The organism is Paenibacillus brasilensis (genome assembly GCF_009363115.1).
Lineage (GTDB): Bacteria > Bacillota > Bacilli > Paenibacillales > Paenibacillaceae > Paenibacillus > Paenibacillus brasilensis.
This window is the reverse complement of record NZ_CP045298.1, coordinates 3,540,691-3,567,170: the sequence shown is the minus strand read 5'-3', so window position 1 is coordinate 3,567,170 and position 26,480 is coordinate 3,540,691. Positions and strand designations below refer to the sequence as shown.

Here is a 26,480-nt window from a genome sequence, read left to right as displayed (position 1 = left end):
CACCCGCCTTGGACTTAGCTTGCTTAAGGTGATACGGCCGTGGTGAGCAGATGCTTCTCCAGTAGGTCATGAATACGCTGACGTTCGTGATTATCCACGATATAATAATACACTCCATTGATTTTACTTCCGTGCCCCTTCAGCTCGACCGTATCTGTCTGCTTGAGGGACGGGCCGATCCGGGTCAGAAAGGTTGTCATATCATCAAAGGTCATATCCGTACGTATTTGTTCTCCCGCTGCCTCCAGGATCGGTTTTGCCTTCAATAATCCTTCCTTGCTAACTGACTGTGCAAGAATCTGCTAGAGCAGCTCACGCTGACGGGCGTTTCTCCCAAGATCCCCACGCGGATCATCAAAACGCATACGAGCATAGGCCAACGCTTCCGTTCCATTCAATTTCAGATTCCCCTGTGCAAAATGATGGCCCTCATACTGAAAATCAAGTGGATTATGAACCGTGACACCCCCTACCAGATCCACCAATTTCGCAAACCCTTCCATGTTCACCTGTACATAGTAATCTATCGGATGGTTCAAAAAATGCTCTACTGTATGAATCGACATATCCACTCCGCCAAAAGCAAAAGCGTGATTGATTTTGTCCTCACGTCCCCTGCCGATCAGCTCTGTTCGCGTATCACGCGGAATGTTGAACATCAGCATAGAGCCTGCCGCCGGATTTACGGACAGAACGATCATGGTATCCGAGCGGCCCAAATCATGAGGACGCCGATCTACACCCAGCACCAGCACGGTGAACGGCTTGAACTGGGAAATGGCTGCAGGATTGGGTGCACCAGGTCCGGTATCTATACCTCCTGAGCGCCCTGCTCCGCCTGTCGCAACAGCAGAGATCACCCCTGGCTGCGCAATGCTGCGCGGATGATACATCGCATTGGCCGCCGTTTTAAAGGAATGATACATATAAGCGGTGAAGGCAGCAGCACTCACGAACAACAACGCCGCAGCACCCAATGTTATTTTCAGCCATCGTTTCATACGGAGCCTCCCCTTTACGGATTCACTACGGACCGCTGATAATCTACATCCATCTTGTTCAATTGCGGCCTGCCGACCGAATAATAGGCAAAGGCTGACTTCCTGATCTGCTCTTCGCTGTACACATTGCGTCCGTCGATCATAATAGGATGCCTCATCAGCTCGTTCAGCTCACCGAGCCCTACCTCACCAAACTCCTCCCACTCTGTCAACAGGCACAGTGCATCGCAGCCCTCTGCCGCTTCCCGTGCGCTATCCGCCCACGTTACTTCCGAGCTGTCCAGCAGTTTGCGGAAGTTAGCGATAGCGATCGGATCATATGCACGAATTTGCGCCCCTGCCTCCAGCAGCGACTGCATAATATCCAGCGCCGGGGCATCTCTTACGTCATCTGTATTCGGTTTAAATGCCAGCCCCCATATGCCGACCGTTGCTCCTTCCAGATCACCCAGCGCTTCTTCCAGCTTGCGAATCACATTAAAGCGCTGCCCCTGATTCACTTCCACCACGGATTTCAGCAGTTTGAATTCATAGTCTACATTGCCGGCAATTTGGATCAGCGCGTGTGTATCCTTGGGAAAACAAGAGCCGCCATAGCCAATACCCGCTGACAAAAATGAGGAGCCGATCCGCTGATCCAGCCCCATACCGTGTGCCACGCGTGTAACATCTGCGCCCACTTTTTCGCAAATGTTTGCAATCTCATTAATAAACGAAATTTTGGTCGCCAAAAAAGCATTCGACGCGTACTTGATCATTTCCGCCGAACGGATATCTGTAGTTAGGATATTGGTGGTGAGCGGCTCGTGCAGCACAGTCAGCACTGCGGCCACATGCGGGTCGGAAGCTCCGATGACGATGCGATCCGGCTGCAGCGTGTCTATGACTGCCGAGCCTTCACGCAAAAATTCAGGCACCGAGGCTATACCAAAGGGATAGCTCGTGCGACTCGCAATCCAATTTTGAATACGCTCGTTTGTTCCGACAGGCACCGTGCTTTTGGTAACAATCACCTTATAGCCATTCATGGCATCTGCCACTTCACAGGCAGCTCCTTCAATATAGGACAGATTGGCTTCACCGTTCGGCAGTGAAGGTGTACCGACCGCCAAAATAACAATCTCCGCGTCCTTCACCGCAGCGGATGTATCTGTTGTAAAGCTCAGTCGGCCCTGCTCGACATTATCTTTAATTAGGGCCTTTAATCCCGGTTCATAAATCGGCACTCCCCCTGTACGCAGCAGCCGAATCTTGTCCTCATTCTGATCAATACAGACGACGGTATTGCCGAGTGCAGCAAAACAGACCCCCGACACCAGTCCGACATACCCTGCCCCGATTACACATAACTTCAAAGCAATTCCCCCTTTACATGCTGTCTCATTAACTTCCTGCTTTGTCCGGCTTCACTTCTCTATGCCTCTCCCTGAATGCTGATTATGATAGAGCGTGAGCTGTTTATTTTGCCGATAGGATTTGAGAAAACGATAGATATACACCGGATTGTTATAGGCGTATCTCTTCCATAAACGCTTTGGCTCACAGATCAGACGGTACAGCCATTCCAATCCCAGCCTTTGTATCATTAGCGGCGGTCTGCGAACCTTTCCAGTAATATAGTCAAAGGCTGCTCCTACCCCGATCATCACACCACGAACGCGATCCTTGTTGCGATACATCCATATTTCCTGCTTCGGACAGCCCAAGCTGACGAATATGATATGCGCGCCTGACGCATTGATTTCATGAATGACCCGTTCCTCCTCATCCGGCTGAAGCTCCCGAAATGGCGGTGAAAAGCTGCCTGCGATACGGATTCCAGGGTAATCCTGCTTCATCCTTTCCTGTAAGCTATCCAGGGTATCCGGCGTACTGCCGTAAAAATATACGCTCACCTCCATCTGTGGCGCACGCTCGCACAGCTTGAGCATCAGACTGGGACCATCCACCCGATCCTGACGCTCAAATCCGTACAGCTTTAGCGCCCATACCAGCGGCATACCATCCGGGGTACATAAATCTGCATGAGTGAGCGCTTCGTGGAACTCAGACTGATTCCCCGCCGTGACAATCGAATGCGTGTTGCAAATACAGACATAGCTATTCTTTCGTCCGACTGCCCATTGCTCCAGCGTGTGCACCGTCTCCTGAAACGTAAGCGCCGCGATTTCTGCGTCCGCGATCCTTCCAACTCTATACTGAGGCGGCTGCTTCATCATTACGCTCCTCCATAGCTTCGCTATATATTGCCATCAACTGCTTAACATTCACTTCCTCCGTATAGCGTGCAGTATATATGTCCGATACCTTCTGTCTCATCGCTGCATAGTTTTCATAGGCAGCTGCACGGCGAATCACGGTTTTTATATTTTCCAGATCATCATGTTGAAAATGGAAACCCGTCACGCCATCCTCCACCACTTCCTCCAGTGCGCCGATCCGGCTGCACAGCACCGGAGTTCCGACCGAATAGGACTCTACAATCGTCATGGGAAAGCCTTCATACCAAATGGATGGCACCATGACATACATGGCCCGACTCATGCAATCCAGCACCGTGTCTCCGTCCTGCTTGCCGAGAAACCGAATATCCTCCAGCGGGTAAGCGGCGGCCAGTTCAGCCTTTTCCGGGCCGTCCCCAATGATGACCAGTCTCAATCCACCCCGATCTCCCATCTCTGACCAGGCTTGCAGCAGATTGCGCACCCCTTTTTCCCGTGAGATCCGCCCTACAAACAACAGATAACGATCATTGGGGTCATACTTGGCTTTCACTGTTTTAGGGTGGATAAAATTCGGCTTGACTGCGATGCGGTCCAGCGGAATGCCGCTTTCTGCAAATTTGTCCCGTGCAAACTCCGTCAGCGCAATGTAGCGACTTACCTTGTGCTGCCATGTACCGATCAACTCGTTGAACTTAATCATCGCCGCCACCGGAATCGTCTGAAGCTGCGAGCCCCGGTAGCATCCATGACGAATGGAGTTCAGCAGGGTGCCATGCAGGCATTTTTCACAAACCTCATTCCCACGCATAAAGGTTGCCGCCGGACAAATCAGCCTGTAATTATGCAGCGTCTGAACAACCGGTATCCCCAGCCGTTCACAGGCATGATAGACCGAAGGAGAAATGACCGGAAAAAAATTGTGCACATGCACTACATCCGGCTTTACCTGCAACAGCAGCTTTTTGATTTTTTTGAACTCCGGCAGGGACCATGCCGCCTCCACTGCCAGCTTTGCCATATTCGCCAGCCCTTTGCTCTGAATGTTGTCGTTATGCACATAATAATGCTCTGTCTCTATGCCTCTGGAGCGCAGCATGGCCGACTCTTGCTCAACAACCTTGTCTTCTCCCCCGCTTTGCTGATAAAAGTTGTGTATGATTAGCACCTTGCTCACAGGAGGATTCTTTCGTCTGCTGACCTGTTCACTCACATAGTTGCCCCTCTTTCCTGCGTTGATTGTAGGGGACGTCCAGAATCCATCGGCTTCATCGGCTGATGGCTTAATATTTCATCCGCAATCCGGTCCCACGACATACGCTCAACGGTAAGAAACGCCTGCTCAGCCATGCTTCGTCTCAGCTCAGTGTTGTCCAGCAAAGCAGATATTCGGCCAGCCCATTCCTCTTCTGAAAAGCTCCTCAGCATCACACCGCTCACTCCGTCCTCAATCAAGGTAACCGAACCACCGTTCACCGAAGAAATAATCGGGACGCGAAACAGCATGCTTTCCAGCAGTACCATCCCAAAAATGTCGTAGTGGGTCGGAAATAGCATGAGGTCAGCCGCACCGTAAATCTGCCACAGATGACGCTGCTCGACTCTTGAAAAATGCAAAATGCTGTCCGTCAGCCCCAACTCATGTGCATAGGTCCAGTAGCGATTTGTATCCGCCTTCCGTCCATCCCCGACGATTAACAAAAGGCAATCGGGATGCTTTTGGAGTACCTGTTTGAACATGCTTAGCATAAAACGTATATTTCTTCGTTCCTCCAGTACACCGACGTACAGCAGCACAGGGCGATTCCCGATTCGTCTCAGCTCATCCGCGACCTCGCGGTTTTCATCATGTTCGTCGCTTCCGTCGTGGTCACTATTCTCATGGTTGGCACTATTGAACGCTCTCTCTACTTGGCTGCGATCCAGTCCGACTCCAATCGCAACCACGTTGTCAAAGCCTTTATTCTCCAGATAATGCTTGGCGAGATCGGATTTGGCGTAGATACGGCGAACAGACCTTGCTACCTTCGGCAGCATTAATGCATCGTACAGCTTGCGGATCAGTGCATGTGTATGATCCTGATATGGGCCGTGATACAGCACCAGCTTCTCGGGACATTTGCGGGAAAGCAGATAGGTCATCATCTGGTTGTATTCTGTGGTGATAACCAAATCATAAGCAGCCAAAAACGAATCCTTGAGGACATCCCGATAGATGCTGTTGCTCAGGAACTTAAGTCCGTGAAGCCAGATGATGCGCAAGGTGCAGTCTCCATGACGGTAGACCTGTTCCAGACGGGTTTCCTTGTGATCGTTGTAGTAGACAATATCGCAATCGTAGCCTTTACGAACGAGCGCTTTACCCAAGCCGACTTCCTGCAGATTGTATGAGGCTCCGTTCACCTTGCTGGCAAAGTTGCGAAGATACAATATTTTTTGAATCATCATCAGTGCTCCTGCCATTACATATTGGGTGAGTTATGGTGTGCGGGGTGAGGGAGCTACGTGGAGGGATCATTCTTCCGATCGCTGTTACCCCCGGATTTCATCTGATTATATAGACCCTTTAAAGGGTAAAATCCGGGGATAAAGGCGAACGCTATCGCTTCTTCAGAACGATTCCATTCACTCCGCTGCTGACCGCCGTATCCATAAAGTCACCCTATTTTTAAAAAGGGAGCTTTGGCATTAAATGCCCCGCTGCACGGGTGAATGCGCACAGGTGTTGACTGCGTTACCTTGTATGCTGGTGCAATAGCCGGTAAGCAATTTACTAACATGAACCATTTCACATGTTCCTATCTACGGCCAGATTGTTGCCTACCGGGAGTGCTATTCATCAAGCTCTGTCCCCCTGACAGAGAACTGTGCTGAGTGTTCACTACGCCGGCATTGCATGCCCGGCGAGAAATTCGCGGCGATAGGGCGCAGCTATCGCCGGACGGCTCTTCCCTTCCCCCACCCTATGGGCTGGGGGAAATTCTTTTTGGCGGCGGTGGGACGTAGCGGAGGGTAGGATTTGAATCTGTAGAAGCGGCTGCGTTCGCCTTTGACGAGGGATTCCGCCCTCTTACAGGGCCTATTCAATCCAGGGAATCCCTCGTCAACAGTATCGGAAGATCAAATCCGTCCCGCAGCGGGCTTCAATCCACAATAGTCGATCCAAGATCAAATCCGTCCCGAAGCAGCCTCCCCTCTCCAAACCGAATGTTCCCCCTACCGCTGCTTTTCCTCCATCATCTGCATTTGGAAGTGGTCTGCCCCTTTAAGCTGAGCGGCTGCCATATCCGCCACCAAAGTCACGCTCGCTTCCATCGGCACAAAGCGATATTTGTAGGTCGTTAGCCGATGATCCGTTTCGTGAAATAAAATATCCTGCGCATAATTGCCCCAACGATCCTTGGGCATCAGATCAATCGTCATACCGGCATGTGCAGAGGGCAGCAGCATATTGGAGCCGTGAATGCCAATAACCAATCGGCTGGCTGCATATACCTGGCATACTCGCAGCTCGCTTTCGCGGTCAAAACGTGCAACACGCTCGTCGGCAATCCATGCCGGGAAGCGTCCGGTACGCCCTAGTCCGGCGACTGTAAATAGATGATCGGGAAAGGATTCCCGCAGTCTGCGGAACAACCGGATGATTTTACTGCGCTGATGATAAATCAGCGGCTTCAATCCACGCTTGAGCTGCGGAAATTTCTGCACCGCCCTTGCAATATGATGGCTGCCGCTCCACAAGCGGTCTTCCCTCCACACGAAGGTAATGCGCGGCTCCGACTCACGCTCCTCGTCATAGCGCGGAATCCCCGTAAACTGCTCAATATCAAACTGATTAGGATGTGAATATGCCGGGCTGACATATACCTCTTCAAATCGCATCAGTTCCTCAATCATTCGATGATGCAGCACAGGATGAAAATTTCGTGCCTTGCTGAACGGCACATCGACCGTCCAGATTTCCGCCACATAAGCAGGCACCATCCACTCCAGCGGCTTTTGCACAATGACGATGATCCCCAGTTCCGGCGATTGTTCGTATTCTCGCTGCACATTGAGCAGCTTGAGCAAAGCATGACCATACAAATAATCCACCGTGTTGACGATAATTACGCGCTCGAAAGCCTTCATTTTATGGACGGTCATGCCGACTGTTAAATCATAGGAAGGATTCATCAACGATTGCCGCAAAGGCTCTCCGAGCCATTTTCTCGACTTCGCCTCACCGGTCAGGATATAATCCGGCATTTCCACTCGATAAGGTGAATATGTAGCATGACCGACTCGCATATCCTCGATATACTCACGTCCACAGCCCTCACAGCAAGTGCTGACACATACGTGGATTCCCTGCCACAGTACCTCTCCACCGCGTACCTGACCTCCACAATGCGGGCACTGGCCCTCATGACGAACAAACGGTTTAATGGGTATCATGATCGTTCTCTCCAACTTTCGGTACTGTAATATGAACACGCCAGAAGGTCAGAATCGACTTCATCATCCAACCCAGATTGGCTTTGACCTCTTTAAACAACAGATCCAATAGAAATACAGATAATGTAAAAGACAAAATCGTCGCCACGAGCGACCCTCGCACACCAAGCAACGGGATCAGCGCATAATTGAAAGCTATATTCGTGACCGCGCCCACCAGCGAGGTCAGCAGCGTGTATTTGAACAAATTTTCATTGGTAATATACAAGCTTTTGGCAACACTGAAATTGGTGAAAAACAGACGAATCGCAAACAGGGACAGCAGTGAGCCTGCTTCGGTGAATTCCCTCCCGTAGAGCACAATCACCACCCATTGGGATAAAAAAAATAGCGGGACCGAGGTCACGAGAAAACAGATAAACATCAGCCGATATACATTAGACAATGTCTGTCTGTATTCGTCGTTTCCTTTCAGCTTGGAACGGGTCACCACCGGTGCATAGGCCGTCGTAAGAACGACCGGAATAAAGCCCAGCACTTCGATAAGTCGGAGCGCAACAGAGTATTGTCCGACTGCCGCATTTCCCAACAGTTCACCGATAATGACCTGATCAATCCGTGCCTGTACATATACAGCTGAAGATGACAAAATAAGCGGCCAGCTATGACTCATGATCCGCCGGGCTATGGTCAGGCGGAACGTCCACATGTTCATACGCTGTCCTTCCTTGCGGAAGAAATACAGCAGCAGCAGGCTCCCCAGCAGGAACTCGCCGTGAGCGCACAGCGCCACCACCCAAATCGGAACACCGGTTAACAACAAAATGATTTTGGCGGTCGAGCTGAGGACAAAGGCTGTATTTTTGGCAATGACCGTATATTTGGACAACATCTGCGCCCGGAACCAGTAGTCGATGATATCAAACAGCTGAAACACCGAGGCCGTGGCCAGGATCAGATTGATCAACCGTACCGAACTGTCTTCGGGCCTGAGCAGCGAAATGAAGGAATAGGACAGTGCGATGGCTACCAAAGTACCTGATAGTTTCAGCAGAACCGCCGTACCCAACAGCTCGTGCTCATCCTTGGGATCTTTAACGAGATCACGTACCAATATGGAATCAAAACCAAGGGTCGTGAAAATCAGGAACATCCCAAAAAAGGATTCCGCATAATTCCACTTCCCAAGCTCCTCCGGTCCCAGCACTCTTGCCATGATGATGCTGACCGCCAGCCCGAACACCATGCGAATCATTTTGTCACCGAACAGCCAGGATGTATTCACCAGCAAACTTCTGCGCGGTTTGGCGCGGTTTTTGACTAATGTCATAAGTTTTACTCCATCTTGAAAATTAACTCTTGAGAAATTAACTCTTGAAAAATAACTATGCGTACGGCTTTACAGCATGCCTACTTGTCGATGAACTGCAATCATGTACAACGAAGAGACCTCCCCGGCTACACGGGTGGCCCCTCCATGTCTTACACGACGACGGAAGCTTCGACTGCAGCCTGCCTTTTTACCCGCTCCAGGTCTGTATCCACCATCATATGAATGAGCTGCTCGAAGCCTACTTCCAATCGCCAGCCCAGCTTCTCCTTTGCCTTGGCACAATCACCGAGCAGCAGGTCTACCTCCGCTGGCCGGACAAATTGCGGATCAATAACGACGTAATCCTCATAATTTAAACCTACATGAGAAAAGGCAATTTGCAGCAACTCGCGTACCGAATGCATCTCTCCTGTGGAAATGACGTAGTCATCCGGTTGATCCTGCTGAAGCATCAGCCACATGGCCTTTACATAATCCCCTGCAAACCCCCAGTCCCGCAGTGAATCCAAATTCCCCATACGCAGCTCCTGCTGCAATCCCAGCTTGATACGGGCTACAGCATCCGATACCTTGCGTGTTACAAATTCCAGTCCCCGACGGGGCGATTCATGATTGAACAAAATACCGGAGCAAGCAAACATATCAAAGCTTTCGCGGTAGTTCACCGTAATCCAGTGACCGTATACTTTGGCGACACCGTAAGGACTGCGCGGATAAAACGGTGTTGTTTCCGTTTGTGGTGTCTCCGCTACCTTACCGAACATCTCACTGCTCGACGCCTGATAAAACCGCGCTTCCGGCTTGGCAATCCGAACCGCCTCCAGCATATTGGTAACGGATAGCGCTGTGATCTGCCCTGTAGCCAGAGGCTGCGGCCATGAAGCCGCTACAAAGGATTGAGCAGCCAGGTTGTAGACCTCATCTGGGACGGATTGACGGACGGCTTCAATCAGGGAGGCCAGATCGGTCATATCACCGGAAATCCAGTGGATATCATTTTGGATATGGGCTACATTTTCAAAATTCGGCGTGCTGGTACGTCTGCGTACTCCGTATACCTCATAATCCTTGGACAGCAGCAGCTCAGCCAGATAAGATCCGTCTTGTCCGGTAATCCCTGTGATCAGCGCTTTTTTCATTCCAATTCCTCCACCGTTTTTTTTTATTGTTCAACCAGATCGAATCCTTGAAATGTCTGATACACGGACCTTAATCCCTCTTCCAGCGAAATACGCGCCGACCACCCCAGACCGGAAATTCGAGATACATCTACCAATTTGCGTGGCGTTCCGTCAGGAGCGGAGGTATTAAAGGTAATTTCACCCTCATAACCGACCACATTCTTCACCCGTTCAGCCAACTCACGGATGGAAATATCCTCACCCACGCCGATGTTTACAATTTCATTTCCTTCATAGTTGTTCATCAGGAACAGGCAGGCATCCGCCAAATCATCAGAGTGAAGGAATTCCCGACGCGGCGTGCCGGAGCCCCATACTTCTACAGTTGGAGATTGATTCAGCTTGGCTTCATGAAATTTGCGGATAAGCGCAGGCAGCACATGAGAGGTCTGGAGGTCAAAATTGTCGCCCGGACCGTATAAATTCGTCGGCATCACTGAAATATAACGGGTTCCATACTGACGATTGTAGGATTGACACATTTTAATTCCGGCAATTTTGGCAATAGCATAAGCCTCGTTGGTAGGCTCAAGCTCACCGGTAAGCAGATACTCCTCCCGCAAGGGCTGCGGAGCAAATTTGGGATAAATGCACGTGGAGCCGAGGAACAACAGCTTGCTTACATTGGCCCGGTATGCCGCATCAATCACATTCGTTTGTATAAGTAGATTGTCACGGATAAAATCGGCCGGATATTCGTTGTTCGCCAAAATCCCCCCAACCTTGGCCGCTGCCAGGAATACATAATCCACAGGCTCTGCTGCAAAAAAGTGGTCTACGGCCTCCTTGTTGCGTAAATCCAGCTCACGACTGGTCCGAGTAATAATGTGTTGATAACCTGCTCCCTGAAGCGCTCGGACAATAGCGGAACCCACCAGTCCGTTGTGCCCTGCTACATATATATTGGAATAAAAATCCATCCTTATCCCCTACCCTTCTTCATTAAGAACTTTAAAACGCATCCTTGGAGCCCAGCAGTACACGAAATGTTTTTAGCATGATAATCATATCCGTGCGTAAGCTGCGTCTGGATATGTATTCCAAATCCAGTTCTACCATCTCGTTAAAGCTCAGATGATTGCGACCACTGACCTGCCATAGCCCGGTACAGCCCGGTGTAACCGTCAGACGCAGCTTATCCCTCACTGTATAATCATGGACTTCTCTTGGCAGCGGTGGTCTGGGGCCTACCAGACTCATCTGCCCACGCAGCACATTGAACAGCTGCGGCAGCTCGTCAATGCTCGTTCTGCGGAGGAATCGGCCCACACGGGTAATTCGGGGATCGTTCCGCATTTTGAACATTGCACCCTCTATTTCATTTTCCAGCAGCAATGCAGACAATTTTTCCTCAGCATCCGATACCATGGAACGAAATTTGATCATGCGAAACGGACGCTCATTTTTACCAATACGAATTTGATAAAATAACGCGCCCCCTTTCGGGTCCTCCAGCTTAATCAGCAAAATGACAAGCAGAAATACCGGGCATAACACGATGATGCCGATGAAAGACAATATAATGTCCATGCTTCGCTTCACAAACGGATATAGGCCCAATCCCTGTCGCCGTTCAAGCCCATGAGCGACTGGATATACATCCACTGACGCGCCCAAAGCTTCGGCCTCGTTTGAGCGGGAAGAAGACACGTCTCATCACCTCGCTCTCTTAATTTATAAATTTTGTTTATACATTGTTAAGAGAATTTTATATATTTTCATTCTCCATCTTTTTAGTTATGTCAAGCTCCGTTCCTCCATACCACGCTGCATGCGGGTATTCGATCGTTTTACATTGTTGAGCACTACGCCCAAAATACGCGCCTTGATTCTTTCCAAATTTGCCTTCGCCTTCTTAACGATATCCTTTTTGACTTTCCCTGCCTGCACTACCAAAATGACACCATCACACATAGCGCTAACAATGAGACCATCCGGAAAAGACAGCAAGGGTGGCGTATCCATCAGGATCACATCATAATGTTCTTTTAACTCAACCAGTAGAGCCTTCATTCTACGGGAACTGAGCATCTCGGAAGGATTAGGCGGGTTCGGTCCGGCTGTAATCGCATGCAGTTGGTCAATCCCGGTTTCCTGAACCACATCCTGCCACGCCTGTTGATTGGCAAGCACCCGTGTCAGCCCTGTATGATTGGGCAAGCCAAACATATGATGCAAGGAGGAGCGACGCAAATCCATATCCATTACCAGCACCTTTTTCCCCTCTTGTGCATAGGTTACAGCCAAATTGCTAATCGTGACCGTCCTCCCTTCACCTGCCTGGGCAGACGCCACCATCATAACCTCAATCGGCTCGTCTATAGAGGAAAACTGGATGTTTGTGCGAAGCATACGGTACTCCTCCGAAACGGAAGACTGGGCATGCAGGGATGTGACCAGCTGATTATTGATTAATCGCGGCATATTGTCCTTCACCTACCTGTTTAGGGGTTGTTGTGGAGCTGTCAGAGCGTTTATCTTCTTTTTTCATTTTCGTAATCAGGGACAGAGTAGGCAGACCAAGTTCTTTTTCAATATCCTCTTCATTCTTAAAGGTGTCATCCAGTACCTCCAGCAAAAACGACAAACCTATACCCAGCAACAAGGAGGTAGCAAAGGCAATAAACATCTGTACAGCAGGATTACTGTTCACAGGAATTGCCGGGTCAGTCAAGCTGGCTTCGCTCAGAATAGTGACATTGTCCATTTTCATGATAGAGGGAATTTGTCGTTTGAATACTTTGGCTATCGCATTGACGGTTTTCACAGCCTTCGTATACGATAAGTCGCGGACTGTCACATCCATGACCTGTGAATCACTGGCGGTGTTCACTCTTAATTCTTGTGCCAGAACTGACGGAGTAACCTTAAGATCGGGGAAGCTGGCGACCACCTGATCCATAATCGCCGAGGAGATCATAATTTGCTTATAGGAGTTCGTTAAGGCTATATTCGTTTGCACGACACTGTAATCGACGACACCTGCACGATCTGGTCGCGGCGTCTGGTTGATAATGAGCTTTGCGGTCGCTTCATAAACCTGAGGGGTAAAATATACATTTTTTATGCCCATTACAGCACACACCAGCAGCACGATACTACCAATTAACCACATTCTTTTTCGGATCACACGGATATACTCTTTCAACTGCACAAGATCAGACCTCCCCTGATTGACTTGTTTTCGATGTGATAACGCTTGTACTGATCCTCTGCATACCGGGGAAAAGAACGGTGCATGAGCCTCTAATCTATAGTAAAATGTTGTATAATAGCGCATAGAAGGTCCAGCCAGCGAATAAGCACAACTGCTTAATTGTCGGTGGCCTGTTAAGGTATATAAACCATGTTTTACGGAAAAAATACGAAATATAGATACGTTATGTAACTTTTGTAACTTATATAACCTAATTTATGATACAAATTGTATCCTGTCAAGCGTAAAATTGCAACTTTCTTAACCTTGGATTCAGGAGGAAAAACAGATGAATTATGGAACCCGCATCGCTGAATTACGAGAACATAAGGGATTAAAACAAGAGGAACTAGCGCAATCCCTCGGAATTACGCGAGCGGCTCTTTCTCACTATGAAAAAAATAGACGCAAACCAGACTTTGAGATCCTGAACAAGCTTGCCGATATTTTCGGGGTTACGATTGATTACTTGGTAGGACGCACAAGTCAGCCTACAGCGATATTGGATTCAGATGTGAGAGAGTTTGTGGATCAGCTGGAACTGTCCGATAAGGATATTCTGCAACGTTTCAACCTGACGATTGACGGACGGACCTTGTCTGAGGAAGAAGCTAAGCGCTTTATTGCGTTTGTCCGTATGGAACGAATGATGGAATAAGAATGGCTGCCAGCCACTTCATGTCTTTTCAATAGTGCTTGCAGCCGGAAGGAATTTACACGCGCTTGTCCTTCCGGTACTTGGTTTTAGCTGGGTCGCTCTCTAGACATTCTGGCATCGTGATGCCGCATTGGAGCAAGATGTCACGGATGTCCAGGTGGATGACAGGTTTGTCTGCTCTCCGTGCGTTGTTTCGAAGAAGAGGGCTGTTTCCCCTTGATTCTGTCTCCTTGTTCATTCAGCACTAACCTCACTTTATTATTCTTGGTCACTGGAAAGAGATTCCCTACAAACCATGTATGTATAGTCATGAACAAATCTATTATATATGAATACGTACCTGTAATGTTGTCGTCTTATGGCGAGAATATTAAAGGATTTTCGTGTTTTTTTCTCCATTATACGTAATGTATTGCCAATTCAGTACGATTTACGAATAAAAAAAGAACCTGTCAGGTCCTATTTTTCCTGATAGGTTCTCTTTTGCTTTTTTGCGACGTCAAAACAGATATTCCTCAGTCAAGGTCCTATCCTGCCTGGAGGTGTAATTAAGCGACCTCGGCCGCCCTCGAAACCTGCGTGCCTCCGGTCGCTCGGACTTTGTATGCATAGTGGCTACCGGCTTTCACCGTACGATCCGTATAGGTGCTTCCCGCTACTTGCGAGGCAATCACCTGATATGCCCCGTCTGTCCCGTCCGCACGCAATATATCATAGGAGGATACGCCTTCTGCCTGAAGCCAGTCAATCTTTACTGCCCCATCCTGAACAGGGAAGGCTTCTACCCCTGTCGGAGCTGAAGCTGTAGACTGGTCTGTACTCTTTAATTCCAAAATATATTGTACCGATTCCCCAGGACCCAGCTTTTCTTCAAAATCAAGAGCAGGTGAAGCCTTGAGTCCTGATATGGAACGCCGGGCCTGACTGTAGGTAGCCCCGGCCCCAAAACGCTCACCGATGTACACACCAGCTTTCGGCATCGTTACTCGTACACGAATGGTCTGTGCTGAATCCTCGAAATTCACCAGATTCACCAGCAATTTGTTCGAGGTGGCACCGCTGCCTGCCAGCGGTTTAAGCTTGGATGTGTCCACTGCACGAACATAGACCAGCTTGTCCTTGGTATCCTCTGGATTCAGCACCGTATAAGTCAACGGCTTACCGTGGGTGGCATAAGCCAGACTCAAGCGTCTCATGATCTTTACACGACTGTCCTGTCCTTGCCCAAACGGATAGATTTCTGTGCTTGCCGGGTTGTGGTTTTGCAGATCAAAGCCGGTTTTAAACAGCGTATAATCCTCATAAAACGCAGCATGCTGGATAAATATATCAGCAAACCCGATTTGCGAACGCATAATCCGGTCAAAAGCGGCTGCTTGAGGCTGACTAGCCCCGTAATCTGGGTTGTCCCGATGCGTATCGTTCGTACCGAACTCCGTGTTCAGCATCTTCTTGGCCAGCCCGTTGCTCGAACCGCCAAAGGTTTTCAGATTTTGAACGAAGCTGCCTCCGCCCTCTTCGTTGTAGGATTCGCCATAGGCATGTCCGTTGGTCAGATCAGTAACGTCCTCCAGCTGCTTGCGCTGGGCCGGATCTCGTTCCCATCCATCCGGGTCACCGCATTTATGCGTACCTCCGGCTTGATTTTTGCACGCCTTTGTGGAGTACTTAGGCCAATAGGCCCACCCCGGCGCTACGGTTTTGAGATGCGGTACCAATTGCTTGCCTTCCGTATTCAACCACTGAGCCACAGCCAGATCGACTGCCTTCGAGCGATTAAATAATCCGGGTTCGTTATCTACTTCATAATATTGAAGGTATGAACCATATTTTTTTACATAATCGCGCAATTTTTGCTTGGCTGTCTCCGGCAGAGAACCATCCTTTTGCAGCTTGATATCTCCCGTATATAAGTACAAGGCGGATGACTGCATATTATACTGCTTCAGCGTGTGATAGTAATCATCCACGTCTGTACATGCCTTGCTCACATTACTGGCACAGGTGACCCTCATGACATTGCCGCTATAAGCAATTCCCAGCCATTTGAGAACATATGGTAAATGCTTAACCGCACCCTGATCATAATAAAATTCTTTGTTGTTCACATTCGTTCCGGTCAGTATATATTTACCGTGTATCGGCTCGGTTGCAGGTGAAGCTAACGTCTCCAAGCTCAAGTCATCCCAAGTCCACCACACATTTTTATCTTCTGCAGATGAGCAGTATAGGCAGCGCGCTGTCTTTAGCTTGAGTACGTTAACACCGCTTTGCAATTGCTCTTTGGGGATATACAACTCGTAGTTGCTTTTGTAATTATATGCACTGCCCGTACCGGAAACCCCAGCGATTTGAATGATACCGGACAGCTGATGATTTGAAAATACAGCCATTTGCGGAACAGCTTTGCCCGCATCCAAAATCCGTACACGGAATATTACCCCATTGGGAGGAACTTGATCCAGTTTATACTGGAGCGACAGTTCAGGATTCGTGGACGCATTCAAGCCGGGAGGAATATCTCCACTGCTGAGCAATACCGGGGCCGTTGTATTCTCTGCTATGGACGTTGCAGACGATACTCCTTTAGCCGACGACTCGGTAGAAGCAGAGGCTGTAGGAATGTTGATATTGTCTCTACCAACCACTCCTTTAAATTCCGCTGAAGAATCATCCCTCTGACCTAGCTTCCATACTGGACTGGATGCCGCTACTTTATCTGTCGGCTGTTCTGTGATCCTTGAAGGCGTGTAGTAAATCAGCCAAGCGATCAGCGCTATAGCTACGACCCCCAGCAGCCCGGATAATACTGGCGTATACCGGTGGGTCAACCATTTTTTCATCATATGATCCACCCTCTCTCCTCAAAATTTTTGACCGGGAAAGAGAATCTATTAAGGAAGAAACAAAGCGTTACCGGGAACCACCGCTTTCGCTTCATGCTGACTTTCCCACATCAGACGTGCCATCGCGTCGCCATATTCATCATAGTATTCAATTTTTAAATCCACCATTTTACCTGCTTGCAAGGTGATACTGCCCTTGCGCTCTGTCCAGCTTTGCTTAAACCAGCTATCAATAATCAGCTTGCCGTCTACCCATACACGGATTCCATCATCGGATATCGTTGTAAATGTATAGGTCTCACTATATTGTGGCTTTATTTTACCTGTCCAGCGAACCGAGAACCGATCAGCGTTCACCTTTACGTCAGCTGCGGCAGCACGCCAGTTATAGTCCAGCTTGCTATCTGTACGGGTCAAAGCAGCACTACCCTCCAGATTCATGTTGTTAAAATATTCACCCCGCAGCCCATTCGCATAAACCATATCCGGAACAGAAGGAGGAGCCGGAGATGGGGGAACGATCACTACTGGCGGAGCCGGGATAGGCTCGCTTTGCCCCTTGTCCGGTAGGGTGGGTACATCTGCCCCCGGCTGTTGAACTGCTGCCAGTCCATTTTTCACATCATCCCGATTCAAGCTCCTCGAATCATCCATATACTCCTGAATTTGATCCGTTGTGTTATTCTCGGTCAGCATCTTTCCCCAAGTCATGGAATACACCCATTTGGGCTGAGTCTGTAATACCTCGGAGCTGGGCATCTCACCGTGTTCCCCAATGGCAATCGGCTTGTTTTGTGCCAATTCGAGCAATCCTTCATAATGACTTTGTTTAAAGTCATTGTTGTAAATGTCTACAGCCAAAATGTCCACTTTGTCATCCCCCGGGTATTTAGGGGTATACGGGAAGGTATACGAATTAGGAGCATTCGGGCTCCATACCCACAGCAGATTGTTCAATTGATGTGTGTTTACCATACGGTCATACATTATATTCCATAACTGATTGAAATTGTTTTTGTTTCCCCACCAGAACCAGTCACCGTTCATTTCGTGATAAGGTCTCCATAAAACCGGAACACCCGCATCACGAAGCTGCTTCAGCGATACAGCGACCTTATCCAGATCGGCAATGAGGAGGTTATACTGCGCAGTGCCTGGCGTCACGTATTTATTGAACTCCGTCTGACTTACTTTCGCCTGCACATTGGCCCAAGTCAGTGGTCTACCCGGCAGCGCTTCATGAAAAGTCATCGTCACAATGCCACCGGATCTGCTCCAGCGGATCGCACTATCGACAACATTTTTACGTTGTGCTGCTTCTGTAGCGGCAGATTGGCCGGAGATGGCTCCCATCTCATAGCCGTGCACACCCACATACGAATGACTGATTTCCTGGACCCTATTACTTAATTCATCCGGACTCTCCAAATAATCATGCTGACCGGTGATTATTTTTTCCCCCGAGATGCTAAGTAAATAGCTGTATAGTTCACGGGCCTGAGTAGAAGCGTCCGAATTAACAGGTTGCAATGCAGTTGCATTTGCCACTGACAGAGATTCACCAAAACCGACAGGCAACAAAGAAAAAAGCATAACTACGGGGAGTGCATGACGTATCAGTCGATACAGAGGAATAAATTTGAATCTCACTTTTTGCTCTTCCTTTCGGTAGCCAGGCTGCCATTCCTACGGAAGGCCCTTTAGCTTTGCGTACCTGCCTTTCGACAGGGCTGCGTTTATCGTTGGAAGGAGTTTGGATTCCTTCTTACCCTAAGTATCGACTTTTTTTTACCAAAATTTAATAGGTCAAGTGCATGAATTTACAGCTTTTCGCGCATTTTCGACATTTCGGGTTATGAACGTTCGTTAGTTTTGTTTCTTTTCCATTTTCACGAAAAAATTTATGAAATAAATTGGTGACGGGAAATTTCATTCCAATCCATGCAAAAACGTACAATATCCTCCTCGACCAGCTCAGACCCCGTCTGCACCTCAATCAAATCCACATCGGTCACGGCCAAGATGCTATGCTTCGTTCCTTCAGGAATACGCACGACATCACCAGCCTTCACTTTGTGCAGCTTTTCATTCAAAATAATTTCCGCTTCACCACTAATAATGGTCCAAATCTCACTGCGTTTGAAATGCAGCTGGTAGCTGATATTTTTACCTTTTCGCACGCGGATTCGTTTGGTCAGCACCTCGTTGCCTTCATCATACTTAACATAATCCACAACCCGATACTGCCCCCAACGACGCTCCTCGTACATCGGCCGCTGATCATGAGCCTTAAGCACTTCCTTAATACGCGGGCTTTCCGCCTTATTGGTCACAAGAATGCCGTCCGGGCTGGCGGCAACAATGAGATCATTGGTCCCGATAATGGCCACAGGAATGTCCAGCTCGTTAATGAGACTGGTGTTGACGCAATCCTCCGTGACTACTCCTCTGCCCACTTGCTGATGGGACATTTCCTCAGTGAGCGTATTCCAGGTACCCAAGTCCTTCCAGAATCCATCATACGGAAGAACCACAATGTCCTTCTCCTTCTCAACTACTTCATAGTCAAAGCTGATTTTTTCCAGAGATGCGTATTGCTTTTGCATTTCTTCATAGTTCAGCGGCAAGCCCTTGGCTGCCAAAATATCAAGCAAATAGCTTAATTTGAATGCAAAAACCCCGCAGTTCCATAGAGCATTGCGTTCAATTAGACGCTCCGCCTGCTCACGGTCGGGTTTCTCTTGAAAATGGCTCACTTCGCGGTAGCCTGTGCTACCTTGGGTGGCATCGTTTTTCGGAATAATATAACCATATTTCTCAGAGGGATAGGAAGGGACGACCCCAATTAATGCAAGCTTGCCTTCACTCTCTTGAAGGGTATGCTCCAACTGGGCAACTGTAGCAAAGAAAGCATCCTCTACATAAGGATCTACAGGCAATATAGCAATAACCTCATCAGGCGAAACACCAGCGATGGAATACAGATAAGTCGCTGTCAGCGCAATGGCAGGAAAGGTATCTCTACGTTCAGGCTCAACGATGATGCGTGTATTCTGTCCGACCTGACTCTGGATCATTTCGACTTGGGCTCTCCCTGTCGCAATAAACGAGGAATGGGATAACTGGTTGTCCCCCAACTGTCTCCATACTCGTTGTACCATAGATTCCGAAACCCCCTCCGGGCTCTCCAAAACCTTCAAAAATTGTTTGGAACGGGAATCATTGGACAAAGGCCATAATCTTTTACCGGAACCACCAGACAAAAGTACGAGCTTCATAACTCTCACTTCCTCTCTATAATGTGTGGGTGATCGTTCTGATGATGAGTTGACTACCCGCTACGGTATGGATTTGATCTTACGATCGCTGTTGGACCGGGATTCATTCGATTGTATAAAATCGTATAAAGGTTTGAATCCCGGTCCAAAGGCGAACGCTCCGCTTCTCCAGATTCAAATCCATCCCTGCGCTACTCAAAAATGCATCATGCCGATCATACCGTTTATTGCAAAAGGCACGACCGGACATTATTAAGTCCGGTCAGCCTGTTAATGTTCGAGCTCGGCGTTTGCCTGCCGTGCTTGCTGTCAGCCTTGCCATGCTATGCCCAAATTGCCTTCGGCAACCGCAATGACGCCTTTGCGTCGCAGGAGCAGCATAGCGTATCCGCATGGTAGGCTTGCTCCGCATGGGCGGCGCGGTACAGCCGCGAGGCCTTTGCTCGTAAGGAGCGGCTTCAATCGTTCCGCTTCTTACGATACGCCCTTCCTACTCCCACCCCATAAGGTGGGAGATTAAAAATCGTGACTCCATGGCGGTAAACAGCGGAGCGGGCAGAATTGTTCTGTAGAAGCGTCAGCGTTTGCCTTTATCCCCGGATTTTAACCTTTGAATGTTTTATACAATCAAAAAAATCCGGGGGTAACAGCAATCGGAAGAACAATCTGCACGCGTAGCGCCTCCAACACCGCCACAGTCACTTTTTAAGCTTCTACTTTATCCCGATTCCACCCGCTCATCCGCGGACGACCCACAGAGTAGTATTCCAGCCCGGAGCTTTGAATCTGATCCTCTGTGAATATATTACGACCGTCAATCAGAACAGGCTTGTGCAAAAGGGAAGCCAGTTGTACGAGGTCGACTTTTTTGAACTCTTCCCAATCCGTCAGCAAGCATACGGCATCGCTTCCTTCGGCGGCTTGCTGCGGGGATGAGCACCATACAATATTCGGGTGATCCACACGCTCCTTGAACTTATTCATCGCAATCGGATCATACAGCTTCACAATAGCGCCTGCCTGAATGAGCGTTTCTACGATTTCCAGAGCAGGTGCCTCACGAATGTCGTCTGTATTCGGTTTAAAAGCCAGGCCCCAAATACCAATCGGCACGCCATGCAGCTGACCCAGCGATTCACGCAGCTTGGATACGATCATGAAGCGCTGGTCAGTGTTAACCTCGACCACTGATTTTAACAATTTAAATTCATAATCTACATTACCCGCAATTTGGATAAGCGCATTGGTATCTTTCGGGAAGCAGGAGCCTCCGTACCCGATACCTGCTTGCAGGAAAGAGGAGCCAATCCGTTTGTCCATCCCCATACCGTCAGCCACGCAGGTAACGTCTGCGCCAACTTTTTCGCAAATATTAGCAATTTCGTTAATGAATGAAATTTTGGTTGCCAGAAATGCATTGGATGCATATTTGATCATTTCAGCACTGCGGATATCCGTCACATAGATTTTATCTGTGAACACCTGGTGCAGCGTAACCATCGTTTCACGCAGCCCTTCGTTGTCCAGACCTATAATGACACGATCCGGGTGGAGTGTATCGTTAATGGCAGAGCCCTCTCTCAAAAATTCCGGCGCGGATACGATGTCGAAGGACAAATTCGTATGCTGAGCCAACACACCTTTGATCTTTTCGTTCGTTCCAACAGGTACGGTACTCTTGGTCATAATAATCTTGTACCCGTTCATCGCTTTTCCGACATCGGCAGCAGCCTGCTCAATGTAAGACAGATTTGCCTCACCGTTAGCCAGGGAAGGCGTACCTACCGCCAAAATGACGATATCCGACCGACGTACCGCATCGGCCAAATCCGAAGTGAACTCCAAACGACCAGCTTCCAGATTCAGCGAGATCAAATCCTCAATGCCAGGTTCATAAATCGGAGATTCTGCCCGGTTCAGCATGTCGATTTTATATTGCTCCAGATCGACACAAATCACCTCATTACCTTTATGTGCAAAACACACGCCCGAGACGAGCCCAACGTATCCAGTACCGATTACAGCCAGCTTCATTCCATTCATCCTCCTTTTAGAAAGTTCACATAGGCTTGCTCTACATACTTTTTCAATTGATCCTTGAACGTATTTTCATCAAATTTACGGGCATGGGAGATGATGTCATCCACATTCCATGCATGCTGCTCGACCCTAGCGACTGCCTCCAGCACATCGTCCACCTGATGTTTGCGGAAAAACACACCGTTCACATTAGGGACAATGGTATCCAGCGCGCCTCCGCCCTGAAAAGCGATAACAGGCCGTCCGGCTGCATTCGCCTCCAATGGCGTAATACCGAAGTCCTCTTCACCCGGAAAAACGAGCGCCCGGCATTCTGCCATCAGCTTGTTGACCTCTTCGTCTCCAAGTCTGCCAAGAAACTCAATGTTCGGGGAGGCCATGCCTTCCAGTCTTTTACGATCCGGTCCTTCACCGACAATCCGCAGCTTGAGTCCATTGCGCTTGAATGCCTCAATCGCCAGGTCAACGCGCTTGTAAGAGACTAAGCGGGATACGATCAGGTAATAGTCACCGATGCTTGTAGCACGTTTGAAACGGGATGTATTAACAGGAGGGAAAATGACATCCGCCTCCCGTTGGTAATAGTGCAGAATTCTCCGTTTGACGACCGAAGAGTTGGCGACAAACTGGTCTACGTTGCGAGAAGTTTTGGCATCCCATGTTTTCAACCGATTCATGTACAGCTTTAGCATGCTTTTGAGTAGGTTGGATTTGGACTGCCGGGCCATATATGTATCGTAATCCCAGGCAAACCGCATCGGTGTGTGACAGTAACAAATGTGAAACGTATGTTTAGGTACCTGGATGCTTTTCATAAATGCGCTGCTGGAGCTTAAAACGATGTCGAAATCCCTAAAATCAAAATCACGGATAGCGATGGGATACAGCGGCAGCACTCCTTTGAAATTGGCCTTCACTCCCGGGATGTTCTGCAGCCAGGTGGCTCTAATATCTGCATCCTTCAAGTTGCTCGACAGGCGGTCGTCGCTGAACACCGTTGTGAAGATCGGAGCCTCCGGATACATATCGTGGAATACCTCTACCACCCTTTCTGCCCCGCCCATTTGGATTAAGTAATCGTGTGCTATCGCTATTTTCATCTGAATCATCCTTTAACGCGAATGTCGGTCAGACTCCTGCCAACAAACCCTTATAGTAATGAACTATATCCTTCACCGTGTTCTCGATGACAAAATGCTGCTTGACCCGTTCCATCCCTTTCTCACCCATTTGCTGACGCTCCTGTGGATGCTCCAGCATCCAGCGGATGGAGGTCTCCAGCTTGGCTGGGTCGCCCGGTTCAATAAGTAGTCCGGTTTCGCCCGGTACCACGGTTTCCTTGGGTCCACCCTCATTTGAGGCAATCACCGGCAGTCCTGCCGCCATGCCCTCAATGATGACCTGACCGAATGGCTCCGGCGTAATAGAGGTATGAATCAGCAAATCACAGCGTTGCATCAAACCTTGAATGTCGTCGACGTGTCCCAGCAGATTGACATTATCCAGCCCGTATTCGCGCATCGTGGATTCCAAGCGGCTTTTATATTCCTCTTCACCGAACAATGCATCTCCGGCCAGCCAGAATTTCACCCGCTTATCCGGTAAAAAGGAGCGGGCTGCTTCCAGTAAAATATGCTGCCCCTTCCATTCCGCCAGTCTGCCGACCAGTACGACGTTAAACGAGTCATCGCTCCGTGAGCTTGCAGATGTATCACGAGCTGTGATGGCTTTCGCAAAAGCGGAGTATACGACGAGCGTCTTTTTGTCCGGGGGCAGCTCCAACGCACTCAGCGTGGATTTGGAATTGGCAATGACTCCATTAGGCAAAAAACGCGACATCAGCCGAATACCTTTGGCTACGATCGGCTTCAGGTAAGGCGGACCAATATGGTCACGGATGTGCCAAATCAACGGAAGCTTTGCCGACTTGGCAGCCACTGCACCATACAACGCAGACTTGAGCGAGTTGGTGTGAACACACACGACCTTTTCCTCGCGGAGCAAAGGCGCAAGTTTTCTACCGTAAGCCAGCAGTCGATAGGCTGCCGCAGGCGCACCCAGATTCACGGCGTTCCGTCCCCGATTGCGAATCGAATCGTCCAGTGGAACAATACGCACGTCAATATCACGCTGCCGAAGCCGATCTGCCAAATCGCCCTCCTCCGCCAAAATGACAAGCGGGTCGATATGTTCCCCGATGTTCGTCAGTATGTTATACAACGCGACCTCGCCGCCGCTCCATCTTGCCGTATGGTCAATATAAGCCACTCTCATCATTTCGCTGCCGCCTTTCTGTCAAGGACCTGCCGGAACACATCTTCCACCTGCTCCGCTACATGTCCCCACGTATATTTGCTCAGCACATGGTCCCGGCACTCCCTTGCATTCGGAAGAAGCTCAGGATGATCCAGCGCACGCAGTAGTCCCTGAGTAATGGCCTCGCTGTCTGTTCCCTGGAACAATAGCTCGGGATGGAATCCTCTTAAAATTTCCTTGTTGCCGCCTACAGGAGTAGCCATTACCGGCAGCCCTGAAGCCATCGCCTCCACCGTGATCAGGCCGAAGCCCTCCAGTGCCTGTGTCGGCACCACGAATAGATTTGAAGCCTGATGATACAACGGAAGCTCCTCATCTGATACATAACCGAGCAGCCTTACATGGTTATGAAGATTGTATTCCGCTACCTTGGAAGCCAATTCCTCCATCAGGGGGCCCTTCCCCCCAATCAGCAGCAGATGATCAGGATGACGCTCGGTTACCCGTCGCCATGCTTCCAGCAGCTGTAGCAAGCCCATTCGGTTAACAAGACGGCGAACGGTCAGCACAATCGTCGCATTTTGTGGTAAATTCAGCCGTTCCCGCACCGCTCCCCGATCCTCTGCCGGATGGAACCTTTCTACATTCGCCGCACCGGGAATGATATGGATTTTGCTAAGCGGAACCTTATAGTGCTCATGCAAAATATCCCGAAAGGTCTCACTCAGCACTATAAATTTGTCCGCCAAACCATAGGCCTTCTTCTCAATAGATTTTGCCAATGTCGTCTTCAGCAGATGCTTAAGGCCCTGCCCTTCGATCTTCATTTCCTCTGTCCACGGACCGTGGAAGGTAGTAACTACGGGAATTCCACGTTTTTTTGCCTCCAACGCCGGCCCGACACCATAGGGGGCAAAATGGGAATAAAGCACATCCACAGGCTGTTTGTCGAACAGCTCTGCTGCATATTTTTGCATCAGATCTCTACGCTTCCAAAGGGATTGCCGATTGCTCCCAATCGAATGAATTCGGATACGGCCTTGGGCCTGCGGTTGCTCGTCAGTACAGATCAAAGCATCCAGCGTATTGTGCTCTGCCGTCAGCTGCTCACAGATGGATTTGAAATACGTGTTTAGACCACCTGGCTGCAGGGACGGCCAGCTAAGCCCCGTTGCCGCAATGCGAAATCCGTTATTGTACGACATAGCTGGTTTCTCCTTTCTGCTCAGTCTGTTCGTCATCCACAATCTCTATCTTTTTCCGCCGCTTGGTCAACTCATAATGCTTGAAGCAGGCGAGAAATTCATACATTACCCAGAAGACCGCTACGGCAAAACCTGCCAACCCCTTGCGATATAAGCCCTGAACAAAATACTTCTGCACAAAGCGGGCAGGAGGACGCAGCAGCAGCCGGGTAATCCGAAAGGATTTGCCTTTGTTAAAAGCCGTCTCCGCTTCCAGATCCGTATATTTGTTAAAACGGGTCATATGATCGCTGATGCTGCGGAAGCCGTAGTGCCATAATACCCCGTCCAGATGGACGATCTGGGAAGAAGCTACATCCGGCATTTCATGAACAAGACTGTTCGTAATGCCATAAATACGCCGATTGTACAGACGAACCAGGTACTCGCCTTTGTTCATCCATTTGCCGAGAAAATCGCCAATCCGAAACACGGAATATGCTTTGGCCGGATCATGGAGTGCTTCCTTCACCTTCAGTAAATCTCCAAGCAACTCTGCGTCCACCACTTCGTCCGTATCAATCAGAAAAATCCAATCAAATTCCGCCTTATCAACGCCGAACATACGCTGCTTTGCATAGCCCGGCCACGGGTTGGAAAACACCCGACAGCCCAATGATTCTGCTACCTGAATCGTATTGTCCTTGCTCCCTCCGTCAATAACGACGATATCGTCCGCAAAGGGCTTGCAGGATTCAATCGCAGCTGAGATGCGAATGCCGTCATCCTGAGCGATAATAACTACGGATATCCGATTGTCCGCGGGAACGCTAGACATGTGGTTCATT

The 26,480-nt window shown here is 49.2% G+C and carries 21 protein-coding genes, 1 pseudogene and 1 riboswitch; of the genes and pseudogenes, 1 reads left to right on the top strand and 21 read right to left on the bottom strand.

What is annotated here, in order from left to right; genetic code table 11:
- Positions 1-23: 23 nt before the first annotated feature.
- The 12 genes and pseudogenes from GCU48_RS16730 to GCU48_RS16675 form a co-directional block, all read right to left on the bottom strand.
- Positions 24-1,001, bottom strand: a pseudogene (locus tag GCU48_RS16730) (LCP family glycopolymer transferase).
- Positions 1,002-1,015: 14 nt separating this feature from the next.
- Positions 1,016-2,356, bottom strand: a complete 1,341-nt coding sequence (locus GCU48_RS16725; RefSeq protein ID WP_152380768.1) for a UDP-glucose dehydrogenase family protein — start codon at positions 2,354-2,356, stop codon at positions 1,016-1,018.
- A 51-nt stretch (positions 2,357-2,407) separates the two neighbouring features.
- Entirely contained in the window at positions 2,408-3,220 is an 813-nt protein-coding gene (locus GCU48_RS16720; RefSeq protein ID WP_152380767.1) for a WecB/TagA/CpsF family glycosyltransferase, read from the bottom strand.
- Positions 3,195-4,436, bottom strand: a complete 1,242-nt coding sequence (locus tag GCU48_RS16715) for a glycosyltransferase family 4 protein (RefSeq protein ID WP_152380766.1) — start codon at positions 4,434-4,436, stop codon at positions 3,195-3,197. Before GCU48_RS16715 ends, GCU48_RS16720 begins: the two co-directional genes overlap by 26 nt.
- Entirely contained in the window at positions 4,433-5,668 is a 1,236-nt protein-coding gene (locus tag GCU48_RS16710; protein WP_152382188.1) for a glycosyltransferase family 4 protein, read from the bottom strand. The genes GCU48_RS16715 and GCU48_RS16710 overlap by 4 nt, the downstream gene beginning before the upstream one ends.
- Positions 5,669-6,439: 771 nt before the next feature.
- A complete protein-coding gene (locus tag GCU48_RS16705) occupies positions 6,440-7,660 on the bottom strand; it encodes a hypothetical protein (RefSeq protein ID WP_152380765.1) in 1,221 nt (406 codons plus the stop codon).
- Positions 7,647-8,990 (bottom strand): flippase, encoded by a 1,344-nt coding sequence (locus GCU48_RS16700; RefSeq protein ID WP_152380764.1) that lies wholly within the window; start codon positions 8,988-8,990, stop codon positions 7,647-7,649. The genes GCU48_RS16705 and GCU48_RS16700 overlap by 14 nt, the downstream gene beginning before the upstream one ends.
- Positions 8,991-9,142: 152 nt before the next feature.
- Positions 9,143-10,132: a GDP-mannose 4,6-dehydratase gene (gmd, locus tag GCU48_RS16695; RefSeq protein WP_152380763.1), complete on the bottom strand. Its 990-nt coding sequence runs from the start codon at positions 10,130-10,132 to the stop codon at positions 9,143-9,145.
- 23 nt (positions 10,133-10,155) lie between these two features.
- Positions 10,156-11,094, bottom strand: a complete 939-nt coding sequence (gene fcl, locus GCU48_RS16690; protein WP_152380762.1) for a GDP-L-fucose synthase — start codon at positions 11,092-11,094, stop codon at positions 10,156-10,158.
- 31 nt (positions 11,095-11,125) lie between these two features.
- Positions 11,126-11,824, bottom strand: a complete 699-nt coding sequence (locus tag GCU48_RS16685; RefSeq protein ID WP_152380761.1) for a sugar transferase — start codon at positions 11,822-11,824, stop codon at positions 11,126-11,128.
- Between the two features lie 87 nt (positions 11,825-11,911).
- Positions 11,912-12,598 carry a CpsD/CapB family tyrosine-protein kinase gene (locus GCU48_RS16680; RefSeq protein ID WP_152380760.1) on the bottom strand — a complete coding sequence of 229 codons (687 nt, stop codon included), beginning with the start codon at positions 12,596-12,598 and terminating at the stop codon, positions 11,912-11,914.
- Positions 12,579-13,328 (bottom strand): YveK family protein, encoded by a 750-nt coding sequence (locus GCU48_RS16675; RefSeq protein ID WP_152380759.1) that lies wholly within the window; start codon positions 13,326-13,328, stop codon positions 12,579-12,581. The genes GCU48_RS16680 and GCU48_RS16675 overlap by 20 nt, the downstream gene beginning before the upstream one ends.
- A gap of 331 nt (positions 13,329-13,659) precedes the next feature.
- Between GCU48_RS16675 and GCU48_RS16670 the strand changes: the two genes are divergently transcribed.
- Positions 13,660-14,028, top strand: a complete 369-nt coding sequence (locus GCU48_RS16670; protein WP_152380758.1) for a helix-turn-helix domain-containing protein — start codon at positions 13,660-13,662, stop codon at positions 14,026-14,028.
- A gap of 548 nt (positions 14,029-14,576) precedes the next feature.
- Here GCU48_RS16670 and GCU48_RS16660 read toward each other — a convergent pair.
- The 9 genes from GCU48_RS16660 to GCU48_RS16625 form a co-directional block, all read right to left on the bottom strand.
- Positions 14,577-16,874: a PD-(D/E)XK nuclease family protein gene (locus GCU48_RS16660; protein WP_152380757.1), complete on the bottom strand. Its 2,298-nt coding sequence runs from the start codon at positions 16,872-16,874 to the stop codon at positions 14,577-14,579.
- Positions 16,875-16,922: 48 nt separating this feature from the next.
- Entirely contained in the window at positions 16,923-18,524 is a 1,602-nt protein-coding gene (locus tag GCU48_RS16655) for a glycosyl hydrolase (protein WP_152380756.1), read from the bottom strand.
- A 14-nt stretch (positions 18,525-18,538) separates the two neighbouring features.
- A riboswitch (cyclic di-GMP riboswitch) is annotated at positions 18,539-18,619 on the bottom strand.
- A gap of 156 nt (positions 18,620-18,775) precedes the next feature.
- Positions 18,776-20,152 (bottom strand): sugar phosphate nucleotidyltransferase, encoded by a 1,377-nt coding sequence (locus tag GCU48_RS16650; protein ID WP_025720600.1) that lies wholly within the window; start codon positions 20,150-20,152, stop codon positions 18,776-18,778.
- Positions 20,153-20,461: 309 nt separating this feature from the next.
- Positions 20,462-20,614, bottom strand: a complete 153-nt coding sequence (locus GCU48_RS27005) for a hypothetical protein (protein WP_167518713.1) — start codon at positions 20,612-20,614, stop codon at positions 20,462-20,464.
- A 243-nt stretch (positions 20,615-20,857) separates the two neighbouring features.
- Entirely contained in the window at positions 20,858-22,186 is a 1,329-nt protein-coding gene (locus GCU48_RS16645) for a UDP-glucose dehydrogenase family protein (RefSeq protein WP_152380755.1), read from the bottom strand.
- A 5-nt stretch (positions 22,187-22,191) separates the two neighbouring features.
- Positions 22,192-23,292, bottom strand: coding sequence for a glycosyltransferase (locus GCU48_RS16640; protein WP_152380754.1), 1,101 nt, complete (start codon positions 23,290-23,292; stop codon positions 22,192-22,194).
- A gap of 28 nt (positions 23,293-23,320) precedes the next feature.
- Positions 23,321-24,469, bottom strand: coding sequence for a glycosyltransferase family 4 protein (locus tag GCU48_RS16635; protein ID WP_152380753.1), 1,149 nt, complete (start codon positions 24,467-24,469; stop codon positions 23,321-23,323).
- Entirely contained in the window at positions 24,466-25,653 is a 1,188-nt protein-coding gene (locus GCU48_RS16630; RefSeq protein ID WP_152380752.1) for a glycosyltransferase family 4 protein, read from the bottom strand. The genes GCU48_RS16635 and GCU48_RS16630 overlap by 4 nt, the downstream gene beginning before the upstream one ends.
- Positions 25,640-26,479: a glycosyltransferase family 2 protein gene (locus tag GCU48_RS16625; RefSeq protein WP_025720590.1), complete on the bottom strand. Its 840-nt coding sequence runs from the start codon at positions 26,477-26,479 to the stop codon at positions 25,640-25,642. The genes GCU48_RS16630 and GCU48_RS16625 overlap by 14 nt, the downstream gene beginning before the upstream one ends.
- Position 26,480: the final 1 nt, after the last annotated feature.